At 44.5% G+C, this 22,053-nt stretch carries 18 protein-coding genes and 1 other RNA gene; 1 reads left to right on the top strand and 18 read right to left on the bottom strand.

The window, feature by feature from the left end:
* The 11 genes from C0033_RS26380 to C0033_RS26330 form a co-directional block, all read right to left on the bottom strand.
* Window positions 1-413, bottom strand: a 413-nt coding sequence (locus C0033_RS26380; protein ID WP_146043814.1) for a 4Fe-4S binding protein, incomplete at its 3' end; no start/stop codon positions are given.
* Between the two features lie 22 nt (window positions 414-435).
* On the bottom strand, window positions 436-1,221 hold the full coding sequence (etfB, locus tag C0033_RS26375) for an electron transfer flavoprotein subunit beta (RefSeq protein WP_103230842.1): 786 nt from the start codon (window positions 1,219-1,221) through the stop codon (window positions 436-438).
* Window positions 1,222-1,293: 72 nt separating this feature from the next.
* Entirely contained in the window at window positions 1,294-2,433 is a 1,140-nt protein-coding gene (locus C0033_RS26370) for an acyl-CoA dehydrogenase family protein (protein WP_103230841.1), read from the bottom strand.
* Between the two features lie 12 nt (window positions 2,434-2,445).
* On the bottom strand, window positions 2,446-4,044 hold the full coding sequence (locus tag C0033_RS26365; protein ID WP_103230840.1) for an AMP-binding protein: 1,599 nt from the start codon (window positions 4,042-4,044) through the stop codon (window positions 2,446-2,448).
* A gap of 102 nt (window positions 4,045-4,146) precedes the next feature.
* On the bottom strand, window positions 4,147-5,430 hold the full coding sequence (locus tag C0033_RS26360; protein ID WP_103230839.1) for a lactate racemase domain-containing protein: 1,284 nt from the start codon (window positions 5,428-5,430) through the stop codon (window positions 4,147-4,149).
* A 27-nt stretch (window positions 5,431-5,457) separates the two neighbouring features.
* Window positions 5,458-6,750 carry a GntP family permease gene (locus tag C0033_RS26355; RefSeq protein WP_180994913.1) on the bottom strand — a complete coding sequence of 431 codons (1,293 nt, stop codon included), beginning with the start codon at window positions 6,748-6,750 and terminating at the stop codon, window positions 5,458-5,460.
* A gap of 129 nt (window positions 6,751-6,879) precedes the next feature.
* Window positions 6,880-8,001 carry a hypothetical protein gene (locus tag C0033_RS26350; protein WP_103230837.1) on the bottom strand — a complete coding sequence of 374 codons (1,122 nt, stop codon included), beginning with the start codon at window positions 7,999-8,001 and terminating at the stop codon, window positions 6,880-6,882.
* A gap of 75 nt (window positions 8,002-8,076) precedes the next feature.
* A complete protein-coding gene (locus C0033_RS26345) occupies window positions 8,077-9,198 on the bottom strand; it encodes a 2-hydroxyacyl-CoA dehydratase family protein (protein ID WP_103230836.1) in 1,122 nt (373 codons plus the stop codon).
* 2 nt (window positions 9,199-9,200) lie between these two features.
* On the bottom strand, window positions 9,201-10,436 hold the full coding sequence (locus C0033_RS26340; RefSeq protein WP_103230835.1) for a 2-hydroxyacyl-CoA dehydratase family protein: 1,236 nt from the start codon (window positions 10,434-10,436) through the stop codon (window positions 9,201-9,203).
* Between the two features lie 14 nt (window positions 10,437-10,450).
* Entirely contained in the window at window positions 10,451-11,236 is a 786-nt protein-coding gene (locus tag C0033_RS26335) for an acyl-CoA dehydratase activase (RefSeq protein ID WP_347501228.1), read from the bottom strand.
* Between the two features lie 263 nt (window positions 11,237-11,499).
* Entirely contained in the window at window positions 11,500-12,189 is a 690-nt protein-coding gene (locus tag C0033_RS26330; protein WP_103230833.1) for a GntR family transcriptional regulator, read from the bottom strand.
* Between the two features lie 147 nt (window positions 12,190-12,336).
* Between C0033_RS26330 and C0033_RS26325 the strand changes: the two genes are divergently transcribed.
* Window positions 12,337-13,551, top strand: a complete 1,215-nt coding sequence (locus C0033_RS26325) for a 6-phosphofructokinase (protein ID WP_103230832.1) — start codon at window positions 12,337-12,339, stop codon at window positions 13,549-13,551.
* A 704-nt stretch (window positions 13,552-14,255) separates the two neighbouring features.
* Here the strand turns inward: C0033_RS26325 and C0033_RS26320 are convergent.
* The 7 genes from C0033_RS26320 to C0033_RS26290 form a co-directional block, all read right to left on the bottom strand.
* On the bottom strand, window positions 14,256-16,514 hold the full coding sequence (locus C0033_RS26320) for a SpoIID/LytB domain-containing protein (protein ID WP_103230831.1): 2,259 nt from the start codon (window positions 16,512-16,514) through the stop codon (window positions 14,256-14,258).
* Window positions 16,515-16,523: 9 nt separating this feature from the next.
* Entirely contained in the window at window positions 16,524-17,744 is a 1,221-nt protein-coding gene (locus tag C0033_RS26315) for an AI-2E family transporter (RefSeq protein ID WP_103230830.1), read from the bottom strand.
* A gap of 87 nt (window positions 17,745-17,831) precedes the next feature.
* Window positions 17,832-18,009: non-coding RNA, 6S RNA (gene ssrS / locus C0033_RS26310), on the bottom strand.
* Between the two features lie 449 nt (window positions 18,010-18,458).
* Window positions 18,459-19,112, bottom strand: a complete 654-nt coding sequence (fsa, locus tag C0033_RS26305) for a fructose-6-phosphate aldolase (RefSeq protein ID WP_103230829.1) — start codon at window positions 19,110-19,112, stop codon at window positions 18,459-18,461.
* A 136-nt stretch (window positions 19,113-19,248) separates the two neighbouring features.
* Complete coding sequence (locus C0033_RS26300) at window positions 19,249-20,460, bottom strand: ROK family protein (protein ID WP_103230828.1); 1,212 nt, start codon at window positions 20,458-20,460, stop codon at window positions 19,249-19,251.
* 204 nt (window positions 20,461-20,664) lie between these two features.
* The gene (locus C0033_RS26295) at window positions 20,665-21,318 is read right to left on the bottom strand and encodes a DUF6198 family protein (protein WP_103230827.1); all 654 of its coding nucleotides are present in this window, start codon (window positions 21,316-21,318) and stop codon (window positions 20,665-20,667) included.
* A gap of 3 nt (window positions 21,319-21,321) precedes the next feature.
* The coding region (locus tag C0033_RS26290) for an electron transfer flavoprotein subunit alpha/FixB family protein (protein WP_146043717.1) at window positions 21,322-22,053 on the bottom strand (732 nt) is incomplete at its 5' end.

The following is a 22,053-nucleotide window of genomic DNA, read 5'->3' as shown; positions in this document are numbered from 1 at the left end:
GTGGACAGCTCTTCATGGTCTGCCACGTATACTTTATCCGCTCCATAGGCGAACAGTTCGTCTGCCAGGCCTTCCACTCCGCTTCCGCAGAGAACTGCGCACAGCTCACAGCCCACTTCAGCTGCCAGCTTCTTGCCTTCTCCAAGCAGTTCGATTACCACCGGCATGATCTTTCCGTCTCTCTGCTCTGCGAATACCCATACGCCTTTATATGCGCTTAAATCTTTTACTTCTTTTTCTTCTTCTGTTTTTTCAATTGCCTTGAATGGACATTTCTCCACACATACGCCGCATCCGGTACATGCCGTTCCGATCACTGCCAGCTTGTTTTCCATGGTAATTGCGTCAAAAGGACAGTTCTTCACACAGATGGAACAGCCTTTACATTTTTCTTTGATTACATTTACTGCCATTTTATTATCCGTCCTTTCTCATTTAGATGTAATGTTTCTCTTTTAATTTGCCTACTAAAGCTGCGCTCATATCCTGAATGCTTCCGCTTAACATCTCGCCTTTTCCCTTTGGCGGCGGTGTAAAGGAACGGAACACCTGAGTCGGGGATGCGTTCAATCCGCAGTTCTTCGGGTCTAATTCTACATCGTCATGGTTCCATACGGTGATTTCTTTCTTGTATGCGTCTACGATTCCTCCGATACTCATGTATCTCGGCTCGTTTAATTCTTTTACGGCTGTCAGAAGGCATGGGGTCTGTACTTCGATCACTTCATATCCGTCTTCCATCTGTCTCTGTACGATGGCTTTTCCCTCTTCCAGCTTGATCTCCTGAACATAGGTCACTACCGGAAGGCCGAGTCTCTGGGCTACCTGAGGTCCTACCTGTGCAGTATCTCCATCGATGGCCTGACGTCCTGCAAAGATCACGTCCACTCCGCCTACTTTACGGATTCCCGCTGCGATTGTGGTGGATGTTGCGCAGGTATCCGCTCCGCCGAATGCGCGGTCGCTCAGCAGGTATGCTTCGTCTGCTCCCATTGCAAGGCATTCTCTTAACATATAGGTTGCCTGTGGCGGTCCCATGGTTAAAACTGCAATCACGGTATCCGGGTCCTGGTCTTTGATCTGTAATGCTGCTTCTAACGCGTTGGCGTCATCCGGGTTTAAGATACTCGGCACACCGTCACGGATTAAGGTGCCCTTTACAGGGTCGATCTTTACTTCATTGGTATCTGGTACCTGTTTAACACAAACTAATATCTTCATTTCTACCTCCGCTCTGCCGCCGGCAGCGGCATTTATATTCCTGTGATGTTTTGTCTCTTCACACTGGCTGTCTTATTTCTTCAGCAGTTTTCCTGAGATTACAACCTGCTGTACCTGAGAAGTTCCTTCGTAGATTGTGAATACACGGCAGTCTCTGTACATGCGCTCTACCTTGTAATCCTTGATAAATCCGTAGCCGCCATGGATCTGCACTGCTTTTCCTACGATCTCATTACATGCTTCTGATGCAAAGAATTTAGCCATAGATGCTGCCATAGACGCATCCTGGTGAGTATCCATCAGATAAGCGGTTTTGTATACCAGCAGTTTAGCTGCTTCCAGTTTTGTTGCCATATCGGCGATCATGAAGCTGATTGCCTGGAAATCACCGATTCTTCTGCCGAACTGTTTTCTCTCTTTTGCATATTTGATTGCTTCATCCAAAGCGCCCTGAGCTACACCGATGGACTGAGCCGCAACGCCCATACGTCCCGTATCCAGAGTCTTCATCGCGTTGATAAATCCTCTTCCCTCTTCGCCAAGAAGGTCGCTCTTATGTACGCGTACATTCTCCAGAATGATATCGCTGGTAGCGCATCCGATAACACCCATCTTCTTCTCCGGTTTGCCGCAGGATACGCCAGGAAGTTTCATGTCCACGATAAATGCAGAAATGCCTCTGGTTCCCTTCGTCATATCCGTTTTTGCATAAACAACAGCAAAATCAGAAAGAGGTGCCATGGTGATGAAACATTTTCTTCCGTTTAAGATATAATAATCGCCGTCTTTTACGGCTGTTGTAGTCATACCGCCTGCATCGGAACCTGCTCCCGGCTCAGTAAGTGCGAAACATACCTTTTTCTCGCCTGTTACGACAGGTTTTAAATATTTTTCTTTCTGCTCATCATTTCCTGAAAGCAGGAAAGGTCCGCCTGATAAAGAGTTTGGTGAAGAAACATAAATACTAGCCACACCGCTCACTCTTGCAAATTCTTCCATAACCAGAACATAAGAACGGGCATCCGCTCCCTGTCCGCCATATTCCTTTGGTACTTTAATTCCGAAGAATCCGGCTTTCGCCATCTTCTGAAGAATTTCTTCCGGGAACTCCTCGGATTCCTCCACCTGGTCAAGGATTTCTTTTGTCAGTTCTTTTTCTGCGAACTCCCTGGCCAATTTCCTAACTAACTCATGCTGTTCTGTAAAATACATGCTTGTTCCTCCTTAATGTTTTAGCTTTATCATCTCGCCAACCTGGACTTTTAAGTCCTTAACAAGGATCTTCCCGCTGGCGTTGATTGGAAACGATTGAAATGTCAGAACATATTTCGGCACTTTATAATCCGATAACCGCGACTTTACATATGCGGTAACCTTTTCTGAATCCAGCACCACTCCCTCTTTTGGAATAATGCATGCCACAATCTCTTCCTGCAGCACTTCCGCCGGAATTCCAACTACTTTAACTTCTTCCACTTCCGGCATCTCTATAATGCAATTTTCAATTTCCGCGGGCGAAATGTTTTCCCCTCCGCGAATGATCATTTCTTTCATTCTTCCTGTTACATGAAGATAGCCGTCTTCATCCAGATATCCGATGTCCCCCGTATGCAGCCATCCTTCCGAATCGATTGTCTTTTCCGTCTCTTCGGGCCGGTTATAGTATCCCTGCATTACATGGTATCCGCGGGTCAGGATCTCTCCTGCCTGACCGGTCTCGGCCCATTCTCCAGTAACAATATCCCTGATCTCCAGTTCAACATCTTCAATCTTCTTTCCCGCAGTCACCGATTTTCGCTCCAGCGTATCGTCGTATGCGGAAATGGTAACGCATGGAGCCGACTCCGTCTGTCCATACGAAACCTGAAGCTTCTCCAATTGAAGCTGTTTACAGATTTCCAAATATTCGGCCGGCAGAATTGCAGATCCTGCAATCACGCCTCCGTGAAGTGATGAAATATCATAATCCTGGCGGTTTTTATTGCGGAGCATTGCCAGAAACATGGTGGGCACCCCGTTTAAAACCGTGCACTTATATTTCTGAACCTGATCCAAAACTTCCAGTGTCTTATAATATTTCAGCAAATGTCCGGCCGCTCCGCTGTTTAAACAGGAAAGAATTCCAGCGGTAATCCCAAAACAATGAAACATGGGAACTGAGATGCAGATCTTGTCATCGCTGTTCCAACGCATCTTTTTGACGATCTCAGCCGAGTTATTGATCAGGCTGAAATGGGAAAGCATCACTCCCTTGGGCTTGCTGGTGGTTCCCGATGTAAACAGAATACATGCGGTATCCTCCGGTTTAACAGACGATTCTGCCTGTTTTAAAAGCTGTCTGTCTTCCTCGGAAAGAACTGCGGGGAAATTCTCTCTCCGGTACCACTTATCCAGTGGATTTTCTTCCAGCTCAATTGCCTCTTTAAAAACAGGAAGGCTTTCTAAAGGAACCCGGCTCAGCATATCCTTATAGCAGGTGCTTTTACATCCATAACCATAAAAAAGATACTCTACGTCATTGTCCCTCAGAATATCCTCGATCTCCTGCTCTTTATAGCAGGTATTGACTAAAACGGAAACAGCCCCTATCTTCCAGAGCGCAAAAAGGCAAAATACTAAATTAGGGCTGTTTACACTCCATGTAGCCGCATGAACTCCATGCCGGATTCCCATCTTCCAATAGCGCACGGCCAGGAAATCAGAAATCTCATCCACATCTTTCCAGGAATACCAGTAATCCCGGTATCCTACCCCCTGCAAATCGGGCATTGCCTCTGCACGCTCATGAAGGCATGTTCCAATTGTTTTCGATACAAGACTCATAATCTACTCTCCCGCAATTGAGATATTATCTCTGTATACTTGTATACCAGTTTTAAACAGTTACCCGATGGGCCGTTTCCAGCCCACCGGTACCTTAATCATTTAATCCATCATACCATCTTCATTGAAATGCATTGGAACAGGACCGCTCACATAAGAAATACCATCTATGTCTTTGATGGCTTCATACAGAGGTTCTGAAACCTGTATTTCATCCAGACACAATGTATTCTTAATATGTACAACTCTCGCCTTGCTGTAATCCAGGTTGTGACAGCATCTGATGCACATCATAACCGCTTCTTTATCCGTATTTACATACAGAGGTATCGGGCAGGCATCCATCAGCCCGGTGGTGAGAACATTGGTCCATGTTACTTCCCAGTCCACGTCATTTAAGCAACGTCTTGTCGTAACATCGGCAGACCCCAGTCCGCATCCGTTATGATGAGCTTCCGGAGTAATGCCGCGGATGAACAGCTTTCTCAGATTCAAAGTATCGGGGAATGTATGTGTAATATTTCTTCCCGTTACGTTCGGGTCATGGCCGTTGCCGCTGATGTTCTTTCCGATCTCATCGATAACCAGCACATCAATGTCGTCAAATTTGAATTTCGCCATCTTCTCTTTTGCAATTTCAAGAAGTCTTGCGTCTGTTTCCATAAAATCATCCTTATTGCAGACATCGATATTGCAGATATCGTCATACGCGTTCTGAACAACGCCGACACCGAATGCAAACGGACATTTTTCCAGGAATTTCTCAGCTACAGGAGGAATTAACTCTGTGAAACGGTGGAATCCAAAGCTGTGGAACATACTGGCTCCTTTATGCTTTGCGATACCGATTGCTATCATTTTAGCTAAACCGCTCTCATGAGGTCCTCTGAAATCTGTGTGAGGTTTTACTTTATTGAAGATAACAATGCCATCGGATTCATATGCATATTTATCACAATATAACGGAATACCGTTGAGCTCATCGTACTGTACAACTTCCATGGAAGAAAGAATCGGAACTCCCATGCTCTCTTCTGTGATGTTGTAGCCCTCCAGCATCTCTACCTGTCCTTCGGCAGTTGCGCCGCCATGGCTTCCCATGGCAGGAATGATAAATGGCTCTGCACCCCATGTTTTTAACGTATCGCAGATTGTGCGGATCATCAGATCCAGATGAGGAATTCCACGGCTTCCGGCAGTGATACAGATCCTCTTCCCTTTATAGGATTCCTTGTTCTGAACCTTCTCCATCTCTGCAAGCATATGGGATTTAATATCCTCTATCTTCGTGCTGTCATAGCTCTGCCGAATCGTTACCATATTAGGAATCGGTACATTTTCCATACCCTGTATCGGTGTGTGTACTTCCGGAAAATTTATAAACATATAGACATCTCCTTTTCAATCTGGCCTTTAAGCCATACCAAACATGTAGAACAAAATAATCATGAATACTAATGTGATCAAAGGAATCACACAAGTGGAAATAAATACAGGGAAGTAAGAACTCTTATGATCGTTCTCTGTAACGTTCAATACAGAAACTACCAGGCCGTTATGAGGCAGTGAGTCCAGACCTAAGCTGGCTAATGCGGAAACTCTGTGGAGAGCCTCAATATTAACGCCCATCGGTACAAAGTACTCTTTAATAATAGGAAGCGCAATACCAAGACCGCCTGAACCGGAACCGCAGACACCTGCTAACGTGGTTACAGCCACAGCTGATGCGATCAGAGGGCTTCCTCCAATGCTGGTAACTGCACCAATCAATGTAGTAAATGCCGGTGTCGCCTGTACTAAAGAACCAAATCCAACAACTGCGGACGTGTTAAACAGGGAACCTGTACCGTCTTTTGTACCGTCGCCCAGATGTTTCCAAATCTCTTTCCACGGAATCTGTTTGTAGTAGAAAACCAAGCCTGACATAAATCCAACAAATAATGAAACTTCAGCTGACAGCTTAAAGATATTCAAAGCAACCAAAAGAATGATCATTGGAATTAAAGCAATAAGGAAGCTTGGAAGTTCCTTGTTCTTTTTCAGTTCCAGCATCGCTTTGTCTTTTTCAGTCATTTCAAAATGTTTGCCTTGTTTCTTACTGTTATTTGCATACCAGATGATGAAAACAAATACTAAAACTGCTTCAAATGCCGCTGAAAGCAGACCGGGTACTAAAGCAGCCGTTGCCGGTGTACCAAGCATCTGTCCAGGCATCAAGTTCTGAATCTGTGGTGATCCGGGCATCATTCCTGTAAATGTACCGGCACCTGCAAAATATACGGCCGGAATCAGAGTTCTGGAGATATCGCCTCTCTTGAACAGGGAAACCATCAGAGGATACAGTGTGAACATACATACGAATACGGATACACCGCCGTATGTTAAAACAGCGCCTGCAATAACGATTGAAGGGATAATGAACTTATCGCCCAATTTATCAATGATCGTTTTTGCAATCGCATCTGCTGCTCCACTGATATCGGTCAGTTTACCAAACAAAGATCCTAATACGAAGATAAAGAAAAATTTACCGAAATATCCGGCCAAACCATTAACATATGTAGTTGTCAGCTGCTCTACCGGGTTCATTCCTGCTGTCAGCAGCAGAAAAATACCGGAAATCATAGCTGAGAAAAAGATCGGAACCCCTTTAAAGCATAAGAAAATCAATAATGCTAAACTCAATACTACTAAAAATATCTGCATAATTGCCCCCTGTCCTTCAGACATTCTCTTTGGCGTAACTTTAAACAATCATTCGCCGTTTCCCCGGGCAGTTAATTCAACTGCCCGGCCAGACAGCGGATAAACGATCACTTCAAAGAAAAATAGTTTTTACTTTGTGTCAAATTTTGTTGTAACCATATGTACGATGTAAGGAATCATGATAACCGGAATTGTCAGGTAGCCAAGATACTTATATCCAACCGCTACGATCTTGTTCAGACCAAGCTGAGCGATAGCAAATGCTACTAATGTACATACCAGAGTTACGATAACAACGTTCATTCCAGGTTTTGCTGTCGGATCAAAGTTCTTATCCATGGAAGAGCAGACACGGTTTGACATACCTGCGATCATGTTAACAGCAGTTGATACGGAACCAAGAACGATAAGGATAGAAATAATCGGTCTTAATAATGATGGAGCAACACCCTTATTTACAAGGATCAGAAGCGGAATGCTCTCTGTTGCAAAGTTCGGATCATTGGTAATAGCCATAAGTCCAAGAACTGCCATCAAACAAATAATTGCGTTTACAAAGAAACCATAAACCATGGATGTCTTCGCATCATCAGGGCTGCTGAACGGTTTGGAGTGCTGAACCAGCAGACCGATGGAAGCTAACTGGAATGCCGCATATACAACGCCGGTCCAAATAGCGCCGCCTAAAGGTGCAGGATTAGCAGCACTTGCTGAAATATTAGCTGTGATATCTCCCCACTGTGCGATGATGTTAGGAATATATACGATGAAAAGTCCTGCTACGATCAATACTGACAGTGTGGATGCAACTTTACGAACAACATTGGTGCCGTAAACAGCAACGATGAAAATAAATGCGCCTACAAAGATCGTTCCAACCCAATGGTTGATACCAAATGCGCTTTCCATTGTGCTGACGCCTGTTGCGAATGCAGCTGCAGGAGCAACACAAAGGGTAACGATGTAAACGAGTTCATATAAGTTTGAGAAAATCGGAGCATATTTTCCATAAAAGCTGTTGTTAAAGCTTCTGTAGTCATATACTTCATGTTTTCTTGCGTATTTCAGTGCATACCACTGATAAAATGCACCGATGAACTGTGCCATAATACAGGTCAAAAATGCCCATACGCCAAATGATACGAAATACTGTCTTAACTGGTTACCGGAAGCAAATCCTCCGCCGAACTGTGTGGTGAACCATACAAATGCTACGCCGATTGCTACCGGCATTTTATTTTTATCTATCATACCTAATATCCTCCATATTTTCCTATGTCAGCGAATTGCAGCCTTACCCACTGCAATCCGCCCAATGATAGTTTTTTACTGGATCATTTCCTTAAATGTTTCGATCATGGTATTAGCCTGTTCGTAGTTTACCATCTGACGGTCAACTTCGATCTGAACTAACTGAAGATCTGCTTTTTCGCATGCTTTTTTAATCATTACGAAATCAAATTCTTCCGGATCACAGAACTTGGTCATGAGTACGATAATCCCCCGAGCATCGTATTTCTTAGCAAGTTCTACTATGTAATCCGCACGTTTTTTCTCCACATCATATAAAACGGAACAGTTGCCCATAGCTGCAAATTTCTCTGCAAGAGCATCAACCGGGTTATCCATATCCGGAACATCTGTGCGGTACTGTCTGGACTCATGAGCCACATCATCTGCCACAACCTGAAGGCCGTTCTCGTCAAAGATTTTAAGAAGGCTTGGGCTGTCGGCTAAAATACCGGAAGTAACCACTTTGATCTTGTTGTTTTCTTCCTTAGGCATTTCCTTCAATGCTGCTAACAATTCTTTTACTAATGCGGTATGCTCTTCTTTCAGCATGAACCACGCACTCTTAAAGATATCATTTCTCTGGGACGGAGTAACGGACGGATAATCAACCAATACTTCGCTGAGTTCTCTCATAACCGCATTGTGTTCATTATAAACAGCGATGGAAGCTTTCAGTGCCACTTCGCTGAACTGTGCTCCTGTAGCCACCGTAAGATCAGAGATCACTCTCTCATATCCGGCTTTTACAAATGCTTTTCCCACTTCATTATCTCTGTTCTGAGGATAGGTCATAGGGATGAACGGAATGTCTTTTACAGCGTATTTCCAGTTCTGTCCCAGACATTTTAAGGAATCGCAGAGGGATGGAACTACCAAAGCGGAAATTCCTTTGTACTCTCCTGCAATACCCAGTTCCAGGATTGACTGCATGATGCTGCAGATGAAAGCAGGGAAGTATCTCTTCGCTTCTTTCAGTTCCGTATCAGCTCCCCAGGCTCCCATTGGAACAAGGCCCATGGAATGAATAATTTCTTCCGGTGTATAAACAGGTACACAGGCCACCACTTTTTTGCCTGCTGCCAGATATCCGTCTAACTGTTTTTTAGGAGATTCAGCAATCTCATGAAATTTAGCTAATAATTCATTTACTGCCATTATTATTTACCTCCTTTGTTTGCTTCCATAATTTCCGTTAAGCCCTGAACACGGGTTTCATACTGAGCTTCGGAGAAATTACGAGGATCTGCCTGATCCCCATCAAATGAGGTAACAGGAATGTTGCAGTCTTCACCGATCTGACGGCTCATTTCATACATAAATCCACTCCAGAGTTTGCAGGAACGGTTGGTATGTACTAACAAGCCTTCCGTATTGGTTCTCTTAACGATGGCATCTCTCATATCTCTGGATTTTTCCAGGTTCATAGAGTTTGGTACGCTGCAGTATGCCTTAATCAGACCGTCGAAATCGTCATAAATAAATCCGAATGCATCGGCATAAATCGTAGCCACCATGTTAATTCCACGGGATTTTAATCCGGTTGCGGTTACACGCAGATGAGGCCAGCATGCAATTCCTTCAAACATGATTCTGTATTTCTCTTCTGCACGGAAGGTGCTCGTTCCTTCTGCTACGGCTTTCTTGTACTCTTCCAGCAGGCATTCAAACGCTTCTGCCGCATCTACCGTACCTCTTGCACAAACAGCCACCGCCATATGGTTTAACAGATCGAATCCGTTAAGCGGTGAAGGTGTGTATTTGGTATAAGCGGTTGCTTCCAGCCATGCTCTCGATGTACGGTTGGAGATTTCCATAACTTCCTTGAACTTCTCATCAGACCACTTCTTGCCGGTGATCTCTTCCAGCTGTTTGATAGCTGCAAGGAACTGTCCCTTTACATATGCCACCTGAGCATCCGACACCTCATAATCCGGGTTGAACGGAATATCGATTAAAATCAATGGAATATTTAATTCTTTTGCAATATTCTCATACCATTTAATCATACAGTTGCAGATATTGTTACAGCAAAGCAGGAAATCCGGCAGCGGCATATTCTGTTCCGGTGTCTCACCGACCTGCATATGCGCTAAACTGATTCTTGCATATGCGCAGATATCGTTTGAATAGCCTTCCGCCTCTGATATCTCGCACATTCTCTGTCCGGCACCTCTTGCCGCAATCGCTGCCGCCTGGTTTTCAGGATAGCAAACCTTAACTCCCAACGTCTGAAAAATCTCCTGTGGGAAATTGCTTGCACACCAGCCAATCTTCTCGCCTCTGTCCTTAGCTTCCTGTACCTCTCTGTAATGCTTTTCCACAATAGCATTCAGTTTGTACTTTGCAGAGTTTGGATCTGGTGTGTACTTTGGTTTCTTAACCTCTTCACCCATTAATAACGCCTCCTTTAATTTGTTGCTTTATCATATGCGTACAATGCCGCTCCAAGAGCTCCCATTAACTGAGCCATCTCGGAATAACAAATCGGTACTCCCAATTCTTTTTCCATAGCTCTTCTAACGCCGCCGTTTTGGGCTACACCGCCGCTCATGCACACTTGTTCCTTTATCCCGATCCGTTTCGCCAGAGTCGCGACCCTGCCCGCTACAGATTCACAGATTCCTGCCACCAGATTCGGAATAGCAACTCCTGATGCAAGCTGTGAGATTACTTCAGATTCTGCAAATACCGTACAGGTATTTGATATCTTAACAGGAGCTTCGGCCTTAGCGGCTTCAACCTCCAAATCTCCGATTTTTAACTGCAGAATGTTTGCCATGACGTCCAAAAACCTGCCGGTTCCTGCCGCACATTTGTCATTCATCAAAAAGTTTGTCATTCTGCCCTTTTCATTAACCGCCAGAACTTTTGCGTCCTGACCTCCAATATCGATTATCGTATGTACTTCCGGAAAAACAAAATGGACTCCCCGGGCATGGCAGCTTAATTCACTGATTTCATCATCAGCTTCTTCAAACATTTTCCTTCCATAACCGGTGGCCACCGTGTAGGCGATCTCTTCTTTAGAGATTCCCGATGCTTGGTAAACCTCCGCAAGCGCCTGCTGTGGTCCGTGAGTCCCTGTTCCTGCTATGACAATAGAGCTTCCCAGAATATCTGTTCCATCTTTTAATACGATGCATTTAGAAGTAGTTGATCCTATGTCGATTCCAAGTGTATACATCTTCTCCAACCTCTTTGTCTATTTTTTAACAATGCCTATAAGAAATAACATCTTTTATACTAGTATACAAGCAATCCTCAAATAACATGTGAAGTTTTTATCGGTTCTACGCCTTGAACTCTAGTATACAAGATGTCTCCAAAAAACTGTTCACATTACACAAATATAATATGAACAATCCCTTCCTACTGGTAATATATTATCAAATATTGTCTTAAATGTAAATAGATAATTTATATTTTTTTAATAATTAAACAAATTGCCCAACTTTTTCAAACGAAATACTGAGGAAATCTGGCTTTCGCCCGGTCATGAATTTTTGATATCGTCTCCAGATGATCCGACATTGCGCGAAGAGCCTTTGTCAAATCATTGTCACAGATGGCATTATAGATTACTTCATGCTGGCGGATCAGTTCCGGCACTCTCCTGTCAAACACTACGTCAAAGTTTCTCCACCTGGTTACGTGAATCATGTTCTCTTCCATCAGCTGCATCAGGTTATACCGCTGTACACTGTCGATCATGATTTTGTGAAACTGTGAATCGAGACGCTTGAATTCCGGCTCGTATGTGCTGGAATGTATGTACTTCTTCTGCTGCTGCAGATTCTCCCTCAGCTGGTCCGTCAGGTTCTTTCTCTGTCCCATATCCATCGTGTCAAAAATCTCATAGAGCACTTCTTTCTCGATAGCTGTCCTGAATAATAACAGGTCCGCGATAAATTCCAGATCGATCTTACTGATATAGGTTCCCCTTTGAGGGTATACTTCTATTAACTTTCTCTGATTCAACCGGGTAAATACAGTTCTGATCACAGAACGCGATACGCCATAATCTTCACAGATCTGATTCTCACTGATCTTCTGCCCCGGCTCTAACTGTAAACTGGTAATCCGCTCACACATATCCTGATAAACCTCATCCACAGTAGCGGGCTGGCTGTTTTTAAATATTGTCATATATATATCCCTCATTCTTAGCAATTTATTAATATTATACACCAATTATTCCAATTGTGGAAGTATTTAATAATAGTTGCGCAGAATGATGTCCTATTATAGAATAGTATCTGAGTACTTTCATAACTAACAAAGGAGTTCACACAGATGAAAAAAAATATTATAGTCGGTCAGTCCGGCGGCCCTACTGCAGTAATCAATGCCAGTTTATGCGGCATCCTGAAGGAAGGGCTGAACCATAAAGAACAGGTTGATAAAGTCTACGGCATGATTCACGGCATCGAGGGCTTTTTAAAAGACGATTATATGGATCTTACAACGCTTTCCGAAGAGGATATGGAAATCTTAAAACATACTCCTGCCGCTTATCTCGGCTCCTGCCGTTTCAAGCTGCCTGAGGATTTTAATTCCATCATTTATCCTTCTCTTTTTGAAAAGTTTAACCATCTTAATATCGGATATTTTTTCTATATCGGAGGCAATGATTCCATGGATACCGTCAGCAAATTATCACGGTACGCCTCTCATTCCGGCAGCGATATCCGTTTTATCGGCATTCCAAAAACCATAGACAATGATTTAATTATCACCGACCATACCCCCGGATATGGAAGCGCTGCTAAATATGTAGCCAATACGGTTCGGGAAATCGTGATGGATTCTTCCGTTTACCAGCAGAAAGCAGTCACCATCGTGGAACTGATGGGCCGCCATGCCGGATGGCTGACCGCCGCCAGCAAACTGGCCCGCAAATACGATGGGGATAACCCGCTTTTCATCTATCTTCCGGAATCGGACTTTGACATGGATCAGTTCATCTGCGATATTGAAAAAGCGCTTGAAAAACAGCCCAACGTCATCGTCTGCGTATCCGAAGGCATTTCCGACAGCCACGGAACGTTTATCTGCGAATATGACGATGAAGCCCGGCTGGATTCATTTGGACATAAGATGCTGACCGGATGCGGAAAAGTCCTTGAAAATTTTGTGCGCAACCGCTTAGGCGTAAAAGTGCGTTCCGTAGAATTAAATGTCTGCCAGCGCTGCAGCGCAGCCATCGTGTCCAAGACAGACATCGAAGAAGCCGTTCTGGCCGCTTCACACGGTGTTTTAGCCGCCTTGGATGGAGAAACCGGCAAGATGATCGCCTTTCAGCGCGCGCCGGGCTCCGCTTATGAAATATCCTGTATCACTGTGGATGTCAACGAAGTCTGCAATAAAGAAAAACCGTTCCCATCCCAGTGGATTACAAATAACGGCACCGATATCGGACCCGAATTCCTGGACTATGTGCTTCCTCTGATCCAGGGAAATATCCTCCAACAAGAAAAAGACGGGCTTCCGGTGTTTTTGTACCGGTAGGAAGAGGGCTACGCAGGAAAGACGGGACCGGAAAGGAACGGCGGACAGAGGCTGGGCCGGGAGGGATAAAGAGGGGAATGGTTACGGGTTTCGGAGCTAAGTTTCACTAAGACGCTGAACTTTTGCTAAAAACGCACGTGAAAATAAAAACTCGCGGTAAAGCCGCTCAAACAAATTTATTTTCACGTGCAACGCAAAATCTCACCGTCTAAGCGAAACTAAGCTCCTGCAAATGCAGCCAGCTCCCTCTTTTTTCTCCCGGCCCAGCCTCTGTCCGCCGTTCCTTTCCGGTCCCGTCTTTCCTGCTAGGTTTTCTCCGGCTAAGGTTAAAAACACCTGGATTTATGAGATATGAGGATCTTTTCACGCTCAGCAAGCCGGTATACAGCCAGGAAAAAGTGGGAAGCGGCGCGGGCGCGGGGATATCCGATGGGAATGGAATCGTGTGGAGACCGATTAGATGTACTTGGCCCGCAAGGGCAAAAAGAGGCAGGTAAAGACTGAATTCCAGATCAGTTTTTAAGGTGCCACTGAGAAGTGAAGTTATCAAAAGTTCACTTCGAATGGCACCGGCCTGCCTCTTTTTATCCTTGCGGGCCTTAGTACATCTTCGGTCGAACGTCGAATTCCATTCCCATCGGATATCCCCGCGCCCGCGCCGCTTCCCACTTTTTCCTGGCGTTTCTCATGACACAAAAGATCCCCTAAGGTTCCTTTATTTGGACATCGTGGTAGTAGAATTTTAGGATTTTATCGAATGTATATCCTGATTTGGCCATGCCCTGTGCGCCGTTTTGGCTCATTCCTACGCCGTGGCCATAACCGCCTCCGTAAATGCGGAAGGTGATCACTCCGTTTTCATCTGCCGGATCTGTCTCGATCGCTATGAATGCGCTGGGGAGGGTGTTCCATCCGGTCAGGGTTTCTCCGTCATTCTTCTTGATAACCAGTTCCTTGTTGCCCAAAAGCGAACGGATCTGGCTCTGGCCTTTCACTGCTTTGGTGCCTTCTGTGCCTTCCACTTCCAGAACTTTACCGATTCCTCCGACTCCCCGTTCTCTCATGGTCATTCCTGTGATGGTCCCGATTCCGCCTATCTTTTCTTCCAGCTGTTTATTGGTGATGGAAGTGCTCCAGCGGTAAAATGGGAAGGACGATTCAAATGAAGCATAATTTTTATTCTTAATAAAGTCGGCAAAATCCACGTTGCTGGTGAGATTTAGAATGCCGCCGCCATCCCTGCATAAGGTTCCTGTCAGATAGGGGACATCTTCCGGGGATGCGCCCCAGATGGTTCCATCCGTGGTGTGGCCGCAGGAGGTGGAAAAATAATAGGCTTCCACAGGGGATTCATTATAAAGGAGCAGCATGCCGTAAGTCTGGTTAACCGCTTCCGCAGTCTTGGAATCCGTAATGATATTGTTGTAAACCTGATAGTTAGTGCTGTCGTCCACATGAGCGCCGTATCTGCTGTAGCTGTTGCTGCGGATCTGGCGGTAAGCGTAGGTTCTGGCACAAACGGCCTGGGCTTTCAGGGCCTCCATCTCATAGCTGCTGGGCATCTCGCTGGGAACTACTTTTGTCAGGTATTCCTCTAAAAAGAGTTCATTAACCAGAACCAGCCCTTCTTCTTCCCGCTTGATCTCCAACCGGCCTCCATAAGAGGGAGTTCCCAGTCCTCTCTCGATTGTGCTCACCTGTATCTCAGATTTTCCGTCCTCCGGCTGAAGGATCAAACGGCCCTCTTTCAGCCTCTCATCATCCGGTGTGATGGTAAACTGTTCTCCGGCCGCTACGGTTTCCTCTTTTTTTCCATATGTCAGCTTCAGCGGCACATCAGAAACCAGCGAAATCTGAGGATGGAAAATGGATTTAAATCCGGTATCCATTAAGAGCACACGGATCTGCTCCGCATCAAAAGGTCTGACGGTCAGAGCCGCACACAGTTTTCCGTTAGCCACAATAAATTCCTGTAAATCATATCCTACAAGAAGATCGCTCATCTTCTGGACTTTGAATTCACCATAAGTTTTATATACCTTGAAATTCTCATCCAAAGGTACTTCACCGTAACCCTCGATCTCGATTGTATCCTCTTTTACCTCCAGCACCCTTCCCTGTATCCTGTCTTTTTTCAGGGATATCTTTGTCAGTTCCCCTTTTTTCAACTGGATATCGGCCAAATTGTTCAGATACTGTTCCGGTTTTTCAATCTGGTCCTTCACGTCAAATTCCCGCGTAATACTTCCCAGATATACTTTATATGTACTCTCTTTTCCCTGGCTCAGCCATACGTTGCTGTACGTCACTTCCGTAGAAACCAGTTCTTTGATCCGTATAATCTCTTTATCCCGTAAAATGACGGACAGCTGGTTGTCAATATAAGCGTCCATAGCCAGGCCGTCGAATCCAAAATCTCCTTTATTGGTATAAACCGTCCATGGCTTCGCCGTTTCCACATTGGCAATCGTACCATAGACCAGTATCGTTTCTTCCTTTATCTCCTGTTCGCTTCCATTTTCCTTTAAAAGCTGATCGAAAAAATACCACCATTGATCTTCCGGATACGGATCGTTTTTATTCTGCTTTGTCATGCGGACCATATTTTTCAAATCCTTAGAAATCTGTCCGGCCAGATAATCCACTTCTCCATAGGTCAAATGCCCTTCTGCCGTATCCGCCCGGGCTGGTGTTAATTCCTCCGAAAGATATCCTTCCTGGTACAGATAATCCATATAGGGAACGTACCAGTTATTCTGGTCCTTTGCAGCGAATCTGCTCTGCTGTTCCTTCGCCTGTTCAACACAGGCTTCCTTTGAATCCATAGAAAGAGCCGCCGCCTTAAAAGCAGCAGCTCTTTGAATTCCGTTCTCTTCCGGTTCATATACAAGTATAATGATTATAAGAAATATGACTAACGTCAACATTCCGGCAAACCACCTGATAAATCTCTTTTTTTGCATAAATGCCCCTTATTTTATATATGTTTTTTTCTCTTCATCTATATGGTCCAGTCCATGATAATCATCGGTCAGAACCGAAAGATTTTTCTTTTTCAGAGAACTGCATATCCACTCGGAAATCAGGCTGTAGATAACGGCAAATGCCGGCACTCCGATAATCATTCCGATCGGGCCCAAAATCCCGCCAAATACGAGAATGGAAAACAGCACCCAAAAGCTTGATAAACCGGTGGAGTTTCCCAATATCTTAGGACCCAGTATATTGCCGTCAAACTGCTGTAAAAGCAATATGAAAATCAGGAAATACAAACATTTCACAGGGCTTACAAAAAGAAGAAGCAGCGCGCTCGGCACCGCGCCGATAAACGGTCCGAAAAATGGGATAATATTCGTAACGCCCACAATCACACTGATCAGCATAACATAAGGCATCTTCATAATCGACAGGCATACAAAACAAATGATTCCGATGATCAAAGAGTCCAGAAGCTTACCGATTATAAACCCGCCGAATACCTGATGGATAAAACGGAACTTTTCAATGATCCGGTTAGCCAGCCATAACGGAAACAATCCATAGACCAGTTTCTTGCTCTGAGCGGCAAATAAATCCTTTATATTAAGAAGATAAACCATGACGATCAGCCCGATTAAAAGGTTCTTAATAAACACCACTCCGGACAAAACACCCGATACCACGCTGGACATCACCTTTACAAGATCGGTGGTAACCCAGGTTTCCAGCTGCAGAAGCCCTTTTTCATAGCTTCCCAGAACCGTTTCCTCCACTTGAGGATTATCCGCCAGTAACTGCTGGAGCCAGCCGTACAACATGTCCGCATTGCTTGGGAAGCTTTCAATCACCCCGTTGATGGTGGTAATAACCTGTGGTAAAATCATCCAGAACAAGCCGACTACGACCACTATAATGAGCACTAAACTTACAAGTGTCCCCACCGCCTTCGAACAGCTCTCTCCGGCTTTCTTGCTGCGAAGCGCTTTCTCCAACGCAGGACGGGATTTATTCACATAACGGTTATAAACCGGCGTAAGCAGATATGCCAAAATCGCCCCATATGTAATCGGAGCTAAGATGGAATTAAGTTCCTTGATTCCACTTCTTACACTGTTTCCCTTGATTATCAGGAATGCAAAAGCTATACAGGCTGCAATCACAGCAAATGCCGTAATTCCCCAGTATAGATAGTCTTTGTATTTCTGGTTTTTCATAATGCCTCCTTATCTAGTATACTATTTGTTATCTTAACACATTATGAAAAAAAGATAAAGCAGCGATTACTCGCTGCTTTTATCTTTTGTAACCCCAAAATGCCGGTTCTTACTTATTGACGCCTAGCAACGCTAGGTGGGCAACCGCATATAAGCTTCTGCCTTCCACTCAGAGGAGGCCTGACATCCGCTTACAAATATAGGAATCCCTGATGTCATAATGTAGGTTCAAAAAAGGTAAGAGTGTCGAACATTTCAGGAATTACAAAAAATTCAAATTTAGAATTGCTTCTTTACGGTTTGAGTATAACACAATATAACTCATTTTTCAAGAGGTTAACAATTCAGACAAAACCATTTAACAAAACTATAATATCATGGCCTTTCTTTACAGTCAAACTCTTCTCTTTTATATTCTGCATATATGGCTGATCCAATACATATTTTATCTGGTTCTTTCTGCCATATGGTTTACTTTTTAAGTTTCGTATCTCTTTGTTCCTATATAATAGTATTCCGCCTTCAGCCTTAAAATGATATTGCAGCCGGTTTTCTTTTAATTATCCGCCCATTTTATATTTTTAAATTCAACCATTATTTACCACGTAAAAAGGCCCCGGTCAAAAATGCCTTTTACCGCATTCCTTGACCGGGGTCTTATCTCTCCTGCTTTTCTTCCAAACCGCTCTTCAAAAAAGCAGTTTCAAAAACGGTTTATTCTCCAAACACCGCGATGTAATCCTTCTGGAATTTCTCAATACCCTGATCTGTCAGAGGATGTTTTGTCATCTGCTCCAGCACAGAATATGGTACGGTAGCGATATCCGCTCCTGCCAGTGCGCAGTCCGTTACATGAATCGGATTTCTTACGCTGGCCGCGATGATCTGGGTATCCAGACCTGCAACCTGGAAGATCTCTGCGATGGTTCTCACTAAATCCACGCCGCACTGTGAGATGTCATCCAAACGTCCAAGGAAAGGTGATACATAAGTTGCCCCTGCGCGGGCTGCTAAAAGAGCCTGATTAGCTGTAAAGATTAATGTAACATTGGTTTTAATTCCTTCGCTGGCAAGAACTTTTGTCGCTTTTAAACCTTCTACAGTCATAGGAATCTTCACTACCATGTTTGGATGAATGGCTGCGATCTCTCTACCTTCTGCAATCATGCCTTCCGCATCAACCGTAGTTGCCTTTACTTCTCCGCTGATCGGGCCGTCAACGATGGATGTGATCTCTTTAATTACTTCTGTGAAATCTCTTCCCTCTTTTGCAATCAGGGACGGATTGGTGGTAACGCCGCAGATAATTCCCATATCATTCGCTTTTTTAATGTCCTCAACTTTTGCTGTGTCGATAAAAAATCTCATATCCTTTTCTCCTTTTCCTGGACCATACATGATGGTTTAATTGTTTTTCCGTTTTATGTATTAATTGAATTAATTAATATATTGATTAAATCATACCACTCTTTCGGAGAAAGTCAAATACTTTTTTTAATTATTTTCATTCTTCTATCATGTTTTCAATAAAGCGGCCCGGATCATCGAAAACCTGGTTGATGGCTACGATCGCAGCGCCAGTCAAAATGGGGTCCCCTTCGTATTTACTGATCTGCAAATCCAGTTCCTCCCATACGTCCGGAAGGATTCGCTCTTTTACCGTATCACGGATGATCTGCTCCATGAGTTTCGGATCGGGTTTGGACATCTCGTCTCCTACAATTACCAGATTCGGGTTTAAAACATTGACTAAATTGATAATTCCGATTCCAAGGCTTTCACATGCCTTTTGGTAATGCTTTACGCATTCCGGATCACCCCGGCGGATTCTCTGCTCTACGTCCTTAAAGCCGCATCCCGGCGTACCGGCTTTATTGCCATAAACGGATTTCACCAGTTCCAAAGAGGACGCATAGCGCTCCAGACAGCCTTTATTCCCACAAGAACACGGTTTTCCATCCCTCTCTATGGTCATATGGCCGATCTCTCCTGCCGTTCCCAAGGCCCCCTGATAAATCTGGCCGTCCATAATGATTCCGGCTCCGATTCCCTGTCCTGCGGCGATATAGATCAGGATATCATCGTGATACTGTTCTTTCATATTCCACATATGGGCGCAGGCTCCGGCATTGGCGTTGTGCTCTAAAAATACGGGAAGTTCCAGTTCCCTGTCAAAGTATTCTTTTAAATCAATATCTTTCCAGATATCCGCTCCGGTAATCAGGGCTATGCGGTTCTTTTTGGCAATAAATGGTCCCGGCACCGCCATCCCCACAGCCAGTATGGTTTTTTCTTTTCCTTCTATTATAAGAGCGCGTATCTCTTCCGATATCTGTCCTAAAACCGTCAGTGCATTTAAAGCCTCGTCTTCTTTAAATTCCACCCGTTTTTCTTTCAGCAGGCCTCCTGCCAAATCAAACAGCCCGACGCTGTAGTGATTTCTCGCCAGGCGCACCCCAATCACCCGGTACCGGTCTCTGCTGACCGCCACGCCGATGGAACGGCGGCCTTTGCTTCCATTTAAAAATCCAACCTCTTCAACTAAGCCCCAATTCAGGAAATCCTTCATAATATTCGTAACAGTCGCCTGTTTCAGTCCTGTTATGTTGGCCAGCTGAACCCTGGAACAGGTTCCCTTCCGTCTCAGATTTTTAAGGAGAAGGGATCGGTTCATCTCCTGCGTTACATCTTGATTAATTCCTCTGTTTTGAGCCATTGCTGTACCTCACATCTATATTCATTGCTCTATTGTAACATAATTTCTCATCTTATGTTCGAAATATTTTATTCCAAAAAAGAGAAAGGAACAACCCTGAACTTCATTTTACCAAAAGGTGTCCGAAACAGAGAAAAGCACGGCCATTTTAGCTTTGGCCGTGCCTTTTAAGGAGAATATAAGGTATAACTTCAGTGATCTATGTTACATGTTGTGAAGGAAATCTTCGATGGATTTCTTGTACTTCTGATTCAGAATTCCAAGTATTTTTCCAATTCCGATGGCAGCGATAACGGTGCCTTCCCTCACTCCCTGCAGCTTACCAAATCCGATTAAGGATATCGCTGCTGCGATAATGACTACGCAGACGTCAAACATCACTTTGACTTTGGAAAATTCAATGCCTGTTTTCAAATTAATGGCCAGCATCACACCTTCTGCCGGTTGGGGGACAATATCGGCAGCAAGATAAAACATCAGACCCAGCGCAACGAATACCATACTGACAGCCAGAAAACATAATCGCACTCCGTAATTTGACGGGGTTGGTAAGGACCCGCACAAATGGTTGGAGAAGGTAACAAAGTAACCAAATAAAGATGAAAATACAATCTGTAACAGATTGATTGGTTTAAACTCTTTTTTCAATATAATTGCCTGAACAAGAATATACGAACAAAAAACAGCTGTAGTCAATAATCCCTGTTCGATTCCGGTCAGAAGGCTTAACACATAGGGGATAGAGTTTACCGGAGACACCCCCAGGTTTGATCTGACCGAGAAAGTCACGCCAAAGGCCAAAAGCAGCAGGCCCAGGCAGTAACTTGCGACTCTCTTAGGTAAATGTTTTGTACTCAAATATTATTTATCCAGTTCTTCCATAATAGCCGGAATCACTTTGTACAGATCTCCTACGATTCCATAGTCCGCGATCTCGAAGATCGGCGCGCTCTCATTGGTATTGATCGCTATGATCTGCTCCGAATTCTGCATTCCTGCCGCATGCTGGATCGCTCCGGATATTCCGCATGCAAAGTAGATTTTCGGTTTTACTGTGGTTCCTGTCTGGCCTACCTGGTATGCATGATCAATCCAGCCTGCATCTACTGCGGCTCTCGATGATGCGATCACTCCGCCAAGCTTATCCGCAAGCTGTTTTAACAGCTCAAAGCCTTCCGGTTTTCCAAGTCCCATTCCTCCTGCCACGATGATCTCGGCGTCAGTTAAGGACACTGCTTCCTTCATGCTCTTTACGATCTCCACCACTTTTGTGCGGATATCGCCTTCTTTGAATTCTACGTCAAGCTTAATCACTTCACCCTTACGGCCTTCTTCATATGCGGCCTTTTCCATAACTCCCGGACGGACGGTGGACATCTGCGGACGGTGGTTCGGGCATACGATGGTTGCCATTAAGTTTCCGCCAAATGCAGGACGGGTCTGTTTGATCTTCTTGTCTTCCGGATCGATCTCAAGCTTTGTACAGTCTGCTGTCAGTCCGGTGTTCGCTCTTACTGCAAGACATGGGCCAAGGTCACGGCCGATATGGGTTGCTCCAAGCAGCACGATCTCCGGTTTATATGCTTCAATCGC

The sequence above is a fragment of the Clostridium sp. chh4-2 genome (genome assembly GCF_002899675.1).
Classification (GTDB): domain Bacteria; phylum Bacillota; class Clostridia; order Lachnospirales; family Lachnospiraceae; genus CHH4-2.
Note: the sequence above shows the minus strand (reverse complement) of the source record. Positions and strands in the feature narration are given on the sequence as shown.

Excerpts from the sequence above, each read along its gene's own strand:
- etfB (WP_103230842.1), bottom strand. The coding sequence starts at position 1,221 with ATGAAGATATTAGTTTGTGTTAAACAGGTACCAGATACCAATGAAGTA.
- C0033_RS26370 (WP_103230841.1), bottom strand. The coding sequence starts at position 2,433 with ATGTATTTTACAGAACAGCATGAGTTAGTTAGGAAATTGGCCAGGGAG.
- C0033_RS26365 (WP_103230840.1), bottom strand. The coding sequence starts at position 4,044 with ATGAGTCTTGTATCGAAAACAATTGGAACATGCCTTCATGAGCGTGCA.
- C0033_RS26360 (WP_103230839.1), bottom strand. The coding sequence starts at position 5,430 with ATGTTTATAAATTTTCCGGAAGTACACACACCGATACAGGGTATGGAA.
- C0033_RS26355 (WP_180994913.1), bottom strand. The coding sequence starts at position 6,750 with ATGCAGATATTTTTAGTAGTATTGAGTTTAGCATTATTGATTTTCTTA.
- C0033_RS26350 (WP_103230837.1), bottom strand. The coding sequence starts at position 8,001 with ATGATAGATAAAAATAAAATGCCGGTAGCAATCGGCGTAGCATTTGTA.
- C0033_RS26345 (WP_103230836.1), bottom strand. The coding sequence starts at position 9,198 with ATGGCAGTAAATGAATTATTAGCTAAATTTCATGAGATTGCTGAATCT.
- C0033_RS26340 (WP_103230835.1), bottom strand. The coding sequence starts at position 10,436 with ATGGGTGAAGAGGTTAAGAAACCAAAGTACACACCAGATCCAAACTCT.
- C0033_RS26330 (WP_103230833.1), bottom strand. The coding sequence starts at position 12,189 with ATGACAATATTTAAAAACAGCCAGCCCGCTACTGTGGATGAGGTTTAT.
- C0033_RS26325 (WP_103230832.1), top strand. The coding sequence starts at position 12,337 with ATGAAAAAAAATATTATAGTCGGTCAGTCCGGCGGCCCTACTGCAGTA.
- C0033_RS26320 (WP_103230831.1), bottom strand. The coding sequence starts at position 16,514 with ATGCAAAAAAAGAGATTTATCAGGTGGTTTGCCGGAATGTTGACGTTA.
- C0033_RS26315 (WP_103230830.1), bottom strand. The coding sequence starts at position 17,744 with ATGAAAAACCAGAAATACAAAGACTATCTATACTGGGGAATTACGGCA.
- fsa (WP_103230829.1), bottom strand. The coding sequence starts at position 19,112 with ATGAGATTTTTTATCGACACAGCAAAAGTTGAGGACATTAAAAAAGCG.
- C0033_RS26300 (WP_103230828.1), bottom strand. The coding sequence starts at position 20,460 with ATGGCTCAAAACAGAGGAATTAATCAAGATGTAACGCAGGAGATGAAC.